8 protein-coding genes and 1 rRNA gene are annotated in these 11,512 nt (G+C 70.5%); 6 read left to right on the forward strand and 3 right to left on the reverse strand.

What is annotated here, in order from left to right; genetic code table 11:
- Positions 1 to 9: 9 nt before the first annotated feature.
- A 5S ribosomal RNA gene (rrf, locus tag FPZ12_RS44110) occupies positions 10 to 126 on the forward strand.
- Between the two features lie 148 nt (positions 127 to 274).
- Here rrf and FPZ12_RS44115 read toward each other — a convergent pair.
- The 3 genes from FPZ12_RS44115 to FPZ12_RS44125 are packed head-to-tail and all read right to left on the reverse strand — an operon-like array spanning position 275 to position 4,510.
- The gene (locus FPZ12_RS44115) at positions 275 to 1,900 is read right to left on the reverse strand and encodes a phospho-sugar mutase (protein WP_144760328.1); all 1,626 of its coding nucleotides are present in this window, start codon (positions 1,898 to 1,900) and stop codon (positions 275 to 277) included.
- 22 nt (positions 1,901 to 1,922) lie between these two features.
- The gene (locus FPZ12_RS44120) at positions 1,923 to 2,714 is read right to left on the reverse strand and encodes a purine-nucleoside phosphorylase (RefSeq protein WP_144760310.1); all 792 of its coding nucleotides are present in this window, start codon (positions 2,712 to 2,714) and stop codon (positions 1,923 to 1,925) included.
- Between the two features lie 50 nt (positions 2,715 to 2,764).
- The gene (locus FPZ12_RS44125; protein WP_144760313.1) at positions 2,765 to 4,510 is read right to left on the reverse strand and encodes a serine/threonine-protein kinase; all 1,746 of its coding nucleotides are present in this window, start codon (positions 4,508 to 4,510) and stop codon (positions 2,765 to 2,767) included.
- A 117-nt stretch (positions 4,511 to 4,627) separates the two neighbouring features.
- On the opposite strand from FPZ12_RS44125, the gene mutA reads away from it, so the two are divergent.
- The 5 genes from mutA (at position 4,628) to FPZ12_RS44150 (ending at position 11,481) form a co-directional block, all read left to right on the forward strand.
- Positions 4,628 to 6,487, forward strand: coding sequence for a methylmalonyl-CoA mutase small subunit (mutA, locus tag FPZ12_RS44130; RefSeq protein ID WP_144760316.1), 1,860 nt, complete (start codon positions 4,628 to 4,630; stop codon positions 6,485 to 6,487).
- On the forward strand, positions 6,487 to 8,649 hold the full coding sequence (gene scpA, locus FPZ12_RS44135; RefSeq protein ID WP_144760319.1) for a methylmalonyl-CoA mutase: 2,163 nt from the start codon (positions 6,487 to 6,489) through the stop codon (positions 8,647 to 8,649). The genes mutA and scpA overlap by 1 nt, the downstream gene beginning before the upstream one ends.
- Positions 8,650 to 9,633 (forward strand): methylmalonyl Co-A mutase-associated GTPase MeaB, encoded by a 984-nt coding sequence (meaB, locus tag FPZ12_RS44140; RefSeq protein WP_144760322.1) that lies wholly within the window; start codon positions 8,650 to 8,652, stop codon positions 9,631 to 9,633.
- 56 nt (positions 9,634 to 9,689) lie between these two features.
- Positions 9,690 to 10,022: a hypothetical protein gene (locus FPZ12_RS44145; RefSeq protein ID WP_144760331.1), complete on the forward strand. Its 333-nt coding sequence runs from the start codon at positions 9,690 to 9,692 to the stop codon at positions 10,020 to 10,022.
- A 160-nt stretch (positions 10,023 to 10,182) separates the two neighbouring features.
- Positions 10,183 to 11,481 (forward strand): M20 family metallopeptidase, encoded by a 1,299-nt coding sequence (locus FPZ12_RS44150; protein WP_144760325.1) that lies wholly within the window; start codon positions 10,183 to 10,185, stop codon positions 11,479 to 11,481.
- Positions 11,482 to 11,512: the final 31 nt, after the last annotated feature.

Raw genomic sequence — 11,512 nt, forward strand, 5'->3', positions numbered from 1 at the left:
TCGTGGTGTTTCGGTGGTCATGGCGGCGGGGAAACGCCCGGTCCCATTCCGAACCCGGAAGCTAAGCCCGCCAGCGCCGATGGTACTGCAACCGAAGGGTTGTGGGAGAGTAGGACACCGCCGAACTAAAATTGAGGAGCCCCGGGGCTTCGGTCGAGAATGGCTTAAATTCTCCCGAAGCTCCGGGGTTTTTCTATGCCCGCGAAACCCCGCCCGCGAAAACCTTGCTCGCGAAAACCGAGGGCCCCAGCGCATCGCGCCGGGGCCCTTCGTCCTACGCCGGAGCCGAAGTCAGCTCCTCGATCTCCGCGCGCAAACTCGACAGCCGCTCGCTCGCCGACGCACGCGTCCGCTCCAGCGAATCGGCCACCGTGGCCGTCACCTGCAGATAACTCTTCAGCTTCGGCTCCGTGCCAGACGGGCGGATCACCACCCGCACACCCTCACCGGTGATCCGCAAGGCATCGGTCTCCGGCAGCAGATCCTCCGTCGAAACCTCGACGCCGGCCAGCCGACGCGGCGGCGCGGCACGCAGCGCGGACATCACCTTCGCACGCACACTCAAATCCGTGACACGCAACGAAAACTGATCCGTCAGGTGCACGCCGTGCCGGAGCGACAGCTCATCCAACACCTCCAGCGCGGATCGTCCGGCTTCCTTCAGCGTCGCAACAAAGTCACACACCACCACTGCCGCGGAGATCCCGTCCTTGTCCCGCACCGACTCGGGATCCACACACAAGCCCAGCGCTTCCTCGTACGCGAAGAGCAAACCGTCACCGGCGCGGGTCAGCCACTTGAAGCCCGTCAGCGTCTCCGCATAGCGGGCACCGCGCGCCGCCGCGATGGAACCCAGCATCGACGAAGAGACGATTGTCGTCGCCACCAACGGGTCAACACTGTCCGTTGTGGACAACAGGTACTCGCCCAGTAGCGCGCCGGTCTCGTCCCCGCGGAACATCCGCCAAGTACCGTCCCGGCCCGGCACACCGACAGCACAGCGGTCCGCGTCCGGGTCCAATGCGATGGCGATGTCCGCCTGTACCCGGGAAGCCAAGGCCAGCAACAGATCAGTCGCGCCCGGCTCCTCTGGGTTCGGGAACGAGACCGTCGGGAAGTCCGGGTCCGGCGTCGACTGTTCGGGCACCAAGTGCACATCGGTGAACCCGGCGCGGCCCAGCGCCGCGACAAGCACCTCAGCGCCCACCCCATGCAGCGCAGTGGCCGCGACACGCAACTCCCGGCCCGAACCGCGGGGCAACTGCCCGGCACGGGCCAGGTACGCGTCCAGCAGCTCGTCCCCGACCACCCGGAAACCCTTACTGCGCGGCACACTCACCGCTCCGGGCGCGGCGGCGATCGCGCTTTCGATCTCCCCATCGGACGGCGGCACGATCTGCCGGCCGCTGTCGTCGTAGAGCTTGTAGCCGTTGTCGGCCGGCGGATTGTGCGAAGCGGTCACCTGGATGCCGGCCACCGCGCCCAGGTGCTTCACGGCGAAAGCCAGCACCGGCGTCGGCAACGGGCCGGGCAGCAGCCGGGCGTCGAAGCCCGCGGCAGCCAGGACTTCCGTTGCCGCGTGGGCGAAATCCTCCGACCCGTGCCGGGCATCGCGCCCGACGACCACCACACCGCCGGCCTTCCCGTGCCGGCCGAGCCATTCCGCGACACCCGCCGTCGTCCGGACGACGACCGCGGTGTTCATCCCGTTCGGCCCGGCGCGCACCGGACCGCGCAGCCCGGCCGTGCCGAACTCCAGTGGACCGTTCATCCTGTCCACCAGTTCGGCCACCGCGCCGGGGCGACCGCCCATCGCGTCGGCGAGGATCGCCTGCAACTCCTTGCGGCTCCCCGCGTCCACGTCATCGGCGATCCAGCGGAAAGCGCTTTCCCGCAGCATGGCCGTCAGCCGCGGCCGGTCGTCAGGCACGGGCCACCAGTTCGCGCAGCAGGGTGCCCATCGCGTGCGCGGACGCGCGCCCGGCTTCGAGCACTTCCTCGTGGTTCAGCGGTTCACCGGTCATCCCGGCCGCCAGATTGGTCACCAGCGACAGCCCGAACACCTCGACCCCGGCCGCCCTGGCGGCGATCGCCTCCAGCACCGTGGACATGCCCACCAGGTCCGCGCCCATCGTGCGCAGCATCCGGATCTCCGCCGGGGTCTCGAAATGCGGGCCGGGCAGCCCGGCGTACACGCCCTCCTCCAGCGACGGGTCGATCTCCTTCGCGAGCTTGCGCAGCCGTGGCGAGTACAGGTCGACCAGGTCGACGAAGTTCGCCCCGACGATCGGCGAAGTCGCGGTCAGGTTCAGGTGGTCGGAGATGAGCACCGGCTGCCCGACGCGGAAACCCTCGCGCAGGCCACCGGCGGCGTTGGTCAGCAGCACCGTCTTCGCCCCGGCGGCGGCCGCCGTGCGCACGTTGTGCACGACGCGGCCGATGCCCTTGCCCTCGTACAGGTGGGTGCGCCCGAGCAGCACCAGCGCCCGCTTCCCGTCGACGTCGATGGAGCGCACCGTGCCGCCGTGCCCGACCGCTTCCGGCTTCTCGAAGCCCGGCAGATCCTCGAGCGGGATCTCCGCCTCGTCGGTGCCGATGACGTCGGCCGCCGGCCGCCAGCCGGAACCGAGCACCACCGCGATCTCGTGCCGCTCGACCCCGGTCCGCTCGGCGATGGCGGCCGCCGCGGCGCCTGCCACGTCCTGTTCACTCATGCGCCGAGCCTACTGCGCCGTTCGTGACCGATCCGACTACAGCCGCGGCGTCAGCCCGCGAGTTTGAACGTGGGCGCGATCCGTTGCCACAGCTCGGTTTTCGCGGTGTTCTCCTGTTCGGTCGGCACGGTGACGCTGACCGCCCACAGGCTGGTGCCGGATTTGAAGATCTGCGCGAACGTCGTCCGGCTGACCTTGTTGCCCGCGGTTCCCGTGTCGAAGGTCCGGTACGTCATCGCGATCCCGTCGCGACCGTCCTTCAGACTGTCCGAGTCGGTCTGGGTGAACGAGCCGGGCCCTCGGCTGTTGGACAGGCCCCTCACGTACTGCTCGATGCTGTAGTTCGGGAAGTACCCGGAAATGTGGTCCACCGCGAGCATCTGCGAGCCGTCCGGCGAAACCCAGCGCACGAGCGTCGATGGCGGCAGGTTGTCGCCGACCCCGGTGCCCGTGAAACGCGTCCAGTCCGAGGGCACGTCCACGGTGAAGGTGGCGGCCTTGTCGCCCTTCACGTTCGAGGCGTCGCCGGTGCGGGTTTCGAACCGCGTCGGCGCCGGCTCCGTCAGCGCCCCTTGGTTCGTCTGCTGCGGCGGCTTGATCGACTCGGCGCCGATGACGCGCGCGGCCACGAACCCACCCGCCGCCGAGGCCAGGAACAGCAGGATGGACACGCTGATCAGGACGGCCGTGGCGGTGACCCCGCGACCGGAAGACGCCGCGGCCGGAGTCGGCGCGGGCGGTGGCGGAGGCTGCACGGGCGGGCGCGCGGTCGAGCCTGTCGTGGTGGGACGGGCCGTGGAGCCCGTCATGAACGGCAGCGGGCCCGGTTCCGCCGCCAGCTCCTGGCTCGCCTCGCCGGACTGCGCCGCGAGCGGTGGCGCGGCGGGCGCGATCTCCCTGGTGTCGGTGGCCTGGGCGCGCCGGCCCGCGGCCTGGCTGAACATTTCGGCGGCGAACAGCACCCGCGGCGCCGTCTTGACCATCGGGTACAGCTGCTGGCGGACCGCGCGCAAGGGCATCCGGTCGCGCGGTTCCTTCGCCATCAGGCCGGTGATCACGGCGGCGAGCGGGCCGGGCGTCGGCCGCGGCACCTCGCCCTTGACCACCTTGCCCATCGTCTCCATCGGGTCGCCGTCCGCGTCGTACGGCGGGTGCCCCTCGACGGCGTTGAACAGCGTGGCGCCGAGCCCCCACAGGTCCGCGCCAGGGGTGACGGCTTTGCCGGAGGCGACTTCCGGCGACATGTACGCCGGCGAGCCGAGCGTCATCCCGGTGCGGGTCATGGTCGCTTCGGAGACGTTCCGCGCGATGCCGAAGTCGGTCAGCTTGATCCGGCCGTCCTCCGCGACGAGCACGTTGCCCGGCTTGACGTCACGGTGGGTGATGCCCGCGTCGTGCGCGGCCTCCAATGCGGCGGCCACGGCGTCACCCACCGCAGCGGCCTGCTCCACCGAGAGTGGGCCGTGCTCGCGGATCAGCTCGGCGAGGCTGTGCGACTGCAGCAGCTCCATCACCACGAACGGCTCGTCGTTCTCGCGGGCGACGTCGTGCAGGACGATCACGTTCGGGTGAGACAGCACCGCGATGGCCCTGGCCTCGCGCAGGGTACGTTCGCGCAGCTCATCGGCCTGCCCCGCGGTGACGCCAGGGGGTACTTTGATCTCCTTGACCGCGACCGGCCGCTGCAGGAACTCGTCGTAGGCCGCCCACACCGTGCCCATCGAACCGGAGCCCAGCACCGAGCTCAGCCGGTAGCGGCCGGCTACGACGCGGGGCTCTTCGCTCGCGGTGGACACCCCGACATTGTTGCGGATGCACGCGCTGTGCCTGCGGGACACCCGTACCCGCGCGGGAGATCGACCGCGAGCAGGGTCACACTCGCGCCAGTTGCGCTACTCCTACCATCGGTAGGTATGACTCAGGCTGGGACAACGGGGCCCGAGGAGCTCACGCTCGCCGCCGAGTTCGACGCGCCGACGCGCGCCGACTGGCAGCAGCTTGTGGCCGGGGTGCTCAAGAAGAGCGGGGCTTTACCGGAGGGCTTCACCGGGGATCCCGAGAGCCTGCTGACGAGCAGAACCTACGACGGCATCGAGATCCAGCCGTTGTACACCGCCGAGGACGAGGCGCCGCCCGCCGGTTTCCCGGGGCTTTCACCCTTCGTGCGCGGCGCCAAACCCGAGGGTGCGGTGGGCACCGGCTGGGACGTCCGCGTGCTGCACGCCCACCCCGACCCCGCGGTGACGAACAAGGCGGTGCTGGCCGACCTGGAGCACGGCGCCAACTCCGTGTGGCTCCGCGTCGGCGGTGACGCGCTGCCGGTGGACAAGCTGGCCGACGCGCTCAACGAGGTCTACGCCGACCTGGCGCCCGTGGTCCTCGAAGCGGGGGAGCAGTACGAAGCCGCGGCGAACGCCCTGCTCGAAGTGCTTGCCGAAAAGAACGTCCCCGACAGCGAAGTCGTCGGGACCATCGGGGCCGATCCGATCACCCTGCGCGCTCGCACCGGCAAAGCGCACGAGACCGCCAAGGCCGCCGCGCTGGCCGCACGGCTCGCGCCGAAGTACCCGAAGCTGCGCACGATCGTCGTAGATGGCCTGCCGTACCACGAAGCCGGTGGTTCCGACGCACAGGAGCTGGGCGCGGCCATCGCCGCCGGCGTCGCGTACCTGCGCGCTCTCACCGAGGCGGGCCTGAGCGTGGACGAAGCGGCCGCGCAGCTCGAGTTCCGCTTCGCCGCGACGGCGGACCAGTTCCTGACCATCGCGAAGCTGCGGGCGGCGCGCCGGATTTGGTCGCGCGTAGCCGAAGTCGCCGGTGCCGCGCCGCACGGCATGAAGCAGCACGCGGTCACGTCCACGGCGATGCTGACCCAGCGCGACCCGTGGGTGAACATGCTGCGCACCACCGTCGCCTGCTTCGCGGCGGGCGTCGGCGGAGCGGACGCGGTCACCGTCCTGCCGTTCGACGCGGCCATCGGCCAGCCCGACGTCTTCTCCCGCCGCATCGCGCGCAACACCCAGGCGATTCTGTTGGAGGAGTCCAAGCTGTCCGGCGTCATCGACCCGGCAGGTGGCTCCTGGTACGTGGAGAACCTCACCGACGCGCTGGCCAACGCCGCGTGGCGCGAGTTCACCGAGCTGGAGCGCCAGGGCGGGATCGAGGCGGCGCTGGAGTCCGGCGCGCTGGGCGAGCGGCTCGCCGCCACCTGGGCCGAGCGCTCGAAGCGGCTGGCCACCCGCAAGGACCCGATCACCGGGGTCAGCGAGTTCCCCGACCTGGCGGAGAAACCCGTCGAGCGGCCGCCGCTGCCGTCCACTGTGGATGGTGGCGGGCTGCCGAAGGTGCGGTACGCCCAGGAGTTCGAGTCGCTGCGCGACCGCTCCGACGCGCACCTCGCCGCGACGGGCGAGCGGCCCAAGGTCTTCCTCGCCACGCTCGGCCCACTCGCGTCGCACACGGCGCGGGCCATGTTCACCTCGAACCTGCTGCAGGCGGGCGGCATCGAGCCGGTCAACCCCGGCGCGGTGGAGGACCCGGTCGCGGCCTTCCGTGAAAGCGGCGCGACCGTCGCTTGCCTGTGCGGCAGCGACAAGTCCTACGCCGCGCAGGCCAACGACGTTGCGGCCGGACTGCGCGAGGCAGGGGCGAAAACCGTGCTCCTGGCCGGGAAGCCCGCCGAGTCCTACCGTGGGATCAGCGGCTACGCCTACACCGGTTGTGACGCGCTCGCCGTACTGACCAGCACCCTCGAAACGCTGGGAGTGAAGTGATGGCCATCCCCGACTTCTCCGACGTCGAACTCGGCGTGCCCGAGCCCGCGGACGCCGCGGCCTGGGCCGAGGCGCTGCACGCGAGCACCGGCAAGGGCGCCGACGCGCTGGTCTGGGAGACGCCGGAAGGCATCGGCGTCAAACCGGTGTACACCGCCGAGGATCTGTCCGATGTGGACTTCCTCGGCACGTACCCCGGCATCGCGCCGTTCCTGCGCGGGCCGTACCCGTCGATGTACGTCAACCAGCCCTGGACCATCCGCCAGTACGCCGGGTTCTCCACCGCCGAGGAGTCCAACGCCTTCTACCGCCGCAACCTCGCGGCAGGCCAGAAGGGCCTTTCCGTCGCTTTCGACCTCGCCACCCACCGCGGCTACGACTCCGACCACCCGCGCGTCGCGGGCGACGTCGGCATGGCGGGCGTGGCGATCGACTCGATCTACGACATGCGCCAGCTCTTCGACGGCATCCCGCTGGACAAGATGAGCGTGTCGATGACCATGAACGGCGCCGTGCTGCCGGTGATGGCGCTCTACATCGTGGCGGCCGAGGAACAGGGCGTGCAGCCCGAGCAGCTCGCCGGGACCATCCAGAACGACATCCTCAAAGAGTTCATGGTCCGCAACACCTACATCTACCCGCCGCAGCCCTCGATGCGGATCATCTCCGACATCTTCGGCTACACCTCGCAGCGGATGCCGCGGTTCAACTCGATCTCCATCTCCGGCTACCACATGCAGGAAGCCGGCGCGACGGCCGACCTGGAGCTGGCGTACACGCTCGCCGACGGCGTCGAGTACATCCGCGCCGGGATGGACGCCGGGCTCGGCATCGACAAGTTCGCCCCGCGGCTGTCGTTCTTCTGGGCCATCGGGATGAACTTCTTCATGGAGGTCGCCAAGATGCGCGCGGCCCGGCTGCTGTGGGCGAAACTCGTCAAGCAGTTCGAGCCCGCTTCGAGCAAGTCGCTGTCCCTGCGCACGCACTGCCAGACCTCGGGCTGGTCGCTGACCGCGCAGGACGTCTACAACAACGTCGTGCGCACCTGCGTCGAGGCGATGGCGGCCACCCAGGGGCACACGCAGTCCTTGCACACCAACGCGCTCGACGAGGCGCTGGCGCTCCCGACGGACTTCTCCGCCCGCATCGCCCGCAACACGCAGTTGTTGCTGCAGCAGGAATCCGGCACCACGCGCGTGATCGACCCGTGGGGCGGCAGCGCGTTCGTCGAGAAGCTCACCTACGACCTGGCGCGCAAGGCGTGGGGCCACATCAGCGAAGTCGAGTCCGCCGGTGGCATGGCGCGCGCGATCGACGCCGGTATCCCGAAGCTGCGCATCGAGGAGGCGGCCGCGCGCACGCAGGCGCGCATCGACTCCGGGCGGCAGCCGGTGATCGGGGTGAACAAGTACCGCGTCACCGACGAAGAGCAGATCGACGTGCTCAAAGTGGACAACGCCGGTGTCCGCGCCCAGCAGCTGGAGAAACTGCGGCGGCTGCGGGAGGAACGCGACTCCGGCGCGGTCGAGGACGCGTTGCGCCGGCTCACCGCGGCGGCCGACAGCGAGGGCAACCTGCTGGAGCTGGCCGTGGACGCGGCGCGCGCGAAGGCCACCGTCGGCGAGATCTCCGGCGCGCTGGAGAAGGTCTGGGGCCGCCACTCCGGGCAGATTCGTACGATCTCCGGGGTGTACCGGGACGAGGTCGGGAAGAGCCAGAACGTGGACAAGGCACGCGAGCGCGTCGACGCCTTCGCCGAGTCGGAGGGCCGCCGGCCGCGCATCCTGGTCGCCAAGATGGGGCAGGACGGGCACGACCGCGGCCAGAAGGTGATCGCGACGGCGTTCGCCGACCTCGGCTTCGACGTCGACGTGGGCCCGCTGTTCTCCACCCCGGCGGAGGTCGCGCGGCAGGCCATCGAGGCGGACGTGCACGTCGTCGGCGTTTCCTCGCTGGCGGCCGGCCACCTTTCGCTGGTGCCCGCGCTGCGCGAGGAGCTGGCCAAGCTCGACCGCTCCGACATCATGGTCGTGGTCGGCGGCGTGATCCCGCCGCAGGACTACGACGAGCTGCGGGCGGCGGGCGCGGCGGCGATCTTCGGCCCCGGCACCGTGATCGCGGACGCGGCGATCGACCTGCTGGACCAGCTGGAGCAGGCCTGAGTGGCGCGCGAGGTTGACGTCGCGGCGTACGTCAAGGGCGTGCTGGCGGGAGACCGCGGCACGCTTTCGAAGGCGATCACGCTCGTCGAGTCGAACCGGGCCGACCACCGGAAGCAGGCACAGGAGCTGCTGGTGGAGCTGCTGCCGCACGCCGGTGGCGCGCGGCGGGTCGGCATCACCGGCGTGCCCGGGGTCGGCAAGTCGACTTTCATCGACCAGCTCGGCACCGACCTGACCGAGGCAGGCAACCGGGTCGCGGTGCTCGCCGTCGACCCGTCGTCCACCCGCACCGGCGGGTCCATCCTCGGCGACAAGACGAGGATGGCGCGGCTGGCGGTGGACCCGTCCGCGTTCATCCGGCCCTCGCCGACGTCCGGCACGCTCGGCGGGGTCGCCCGCGCGACACGCGAAACCATCGTGCTGATGGAGGCCGCGGGCTACGACGTGGTGCTCGTGGAGACCGTCGGCGTCGGGCAGTCCGAGGTCACCGTGGCGAACATGGTCGACTGTTTCCTGTTCCTGACCCTGGCGCGCACCGGCGACCAGCTGCAGGGCATCAAGAAGGGCGTGCTCGAGCTCGCCGACGTGATCGCGGTGAACAAGGCCGACGGCGACCACGAGCGCGACGCCAAGCGCGCCGCGCGGGAGCTCGCCGGCGCGCTGCGGATGATCTACGGGCCCGACGCGTCCTGGACGCCGCCGGTGCTGACCTGCAGCGGGCTCAACGACCTCGGCCTGGACACCGTGTGGCAGCAGATCGAACGGCACCGCGCGCAACTGGCCGAGTCGGGCGAGCTCGACGCCAAGCGCAGTCAGCAGCAGGTCGATTGGACCTGGTCGATGGTGCGGGACCAGCTGCTCGGGCGGCTCGCCGAGCACCCTGGTGTGCGCGAAGTGGTGCCCGAGGTCGAAACCGCCGTCCGAAAAGGTGAATTGACGGCCACTTTGGCCGCGCAACGTATTCTGGACGCCTTCGGAGCGTGACTTGACGCAGCCCACCGGGCACACTGTTCTACCGGGTGTCGAGGGAGGCGATCGTGATGGGAAAGCTGCGCACGACGTTGGCCGCGCTGGCCACCGGCCTGCTGTGCTCACTGTCCGCGCCGGCCGCCGTGGCGGTCGCCGCCACCCCCGCCCCTGCCGTCGCCGTTTCGGCGCCGGTGGCCGGTGCCGCGCAGCCGGTCGTCGAGCAGACCACCCAGCCCGGCCCGACGATCGACCCCGCCGACAACGAGCGCGCGAACCAGCAGAAGACGAAGAGCAAGATCGTCGTCGGAGTGCTCGCCGTGGTGCTCGCCGGGATCGTGATCTGGGGTCGCAGCATCCGGGGCAAGAGGCGTAAGAAGTCCGCCGACCAGGCGAAGGGTAAGTAAACCGGTCCCCGGATACAGGTGGGCCGAAATCCTCCCTGCCGTTCAGCGCAGATCCACTACCGGCCAGCCCCGCGGCGTCCGGACGGGCGGTCCCTTGCCGGATGCATGGTGCAGGATTGCGGCAAATGGGTTACACGCTTTTTGCAAACGGAGGTTCGGTGTGACCGTGCTGGACTCACGACGGGAGATTCCCGGCGACCGCGAGAGCCGCGGCCCTGCCTCGATGGGGGCACGGGACGCGCTGATCACCGCGGACGGCGTCAGCATGGCACCTGTGACCGACCTCGGTGCGGGCAGAGGACCGTTCTGGCTGGACGACTGGCTCGAGCGCAATGGGGCCGATATCGTGGCCTGGCGCCGGCACATCCACGCCAATCCCGAGCTCTCGCGGCACGAATACGCGACCACCGAACTGATCTGCGCCGTGCTGCGCAAGGCCGGGCTGGAGCCGAAGGTGCTCCCCGGCGGCACCGGCGTGATCTGTGACGTCGGCAGCGGCCCCACCTGTGTGGCGCTGCGGGCGGACATCGACGCGTTGCCGCTGACCGAGGCGACCGGGCTGCCCTACTCGTCCACTGTGGAAGGTGCCGCGCACGCCTGCGGGCACGACGCGCACACCGCGATCCTGCTCGGCGTGGCCACGGCGCTCGCGTCCGCGCCCGAGCTGCCGGGCCGTGTCCGGCTGATCTTCCAGCCCGCGGAGGAGGTCATGCCCGGCGGCGCGCTGGACGTGATCAACGCCGGTGAGCTGGAGGGCGTCGACCGGATCTTCGGGCTGCACTGCGACCCGCGGCTGCAGGTCGGCCGGATCGGTTCGCGGATCGGCGCGCTGACCTCGGCCGCCGACCTGATCGAACTGCGGCTGACCTCGCCTGGCGGGCACACGTCGCGGCCGCATCTGACGGCCGACCTCGTGCACGCGCTCGGCGTGGTGATCACGTCGCTGCCCTCGCTGCTTTCGCGCCGGGTGGACCCGCGTTCGGGCACCGTGCTGGTCTGGGGTGCGGTGCACGCCGGCCAGGCGGCGAACGCGGTGCCGCAGGAAGGCACGCTGCGGGGCACGCTCCGCACGGCCGACCACGAGGTGTGGAAATCGCTCGAACCGCTCGTCGCTTCGTCGGTGGAGTCGTTGCTCGCGCCGACCGGCGCCGGGTTCCAGCTCGACTACCGGCGCGGCGTGCCGCCCGTGGTCGCGGACGCCGACAGCACAGCGTTGCTGCGTGCCGGTGTCGAAGCGGCGCTGGGCGAGGATGCGCTGGCCGGTACGGAACAGTCGTCGGGCGGCGAAGATTTCGCGTGGTACCTCGAGCACGTGCCCGGCGCGTTCTTCCGGCTGGGCGTCTGGTCCGGTGAGGGCGAGATGCGCGACCTGCACCGGCCGACGTTCGAACTGGACGAGAAGGCGTTGGCGGTGGGCGTCCGCGTGATGGTCCACACCGCGCTGGCCGCTCTAGCCTGAGGCTCTCCCCGCTCCCCACACGCCCCGGTCC

It is taken from the genome of Amycolatopsis acidicola, assembly GCF_007713735.2.
In the GTDB taxonomy this organism is placed as follows: Bacteria; Actinomycetota; Actinomycetes; order Mycobacteriales; family Pseudonocardiaceae; genus Amycolatopsis_E; species Amycolatopsis_E acidicola.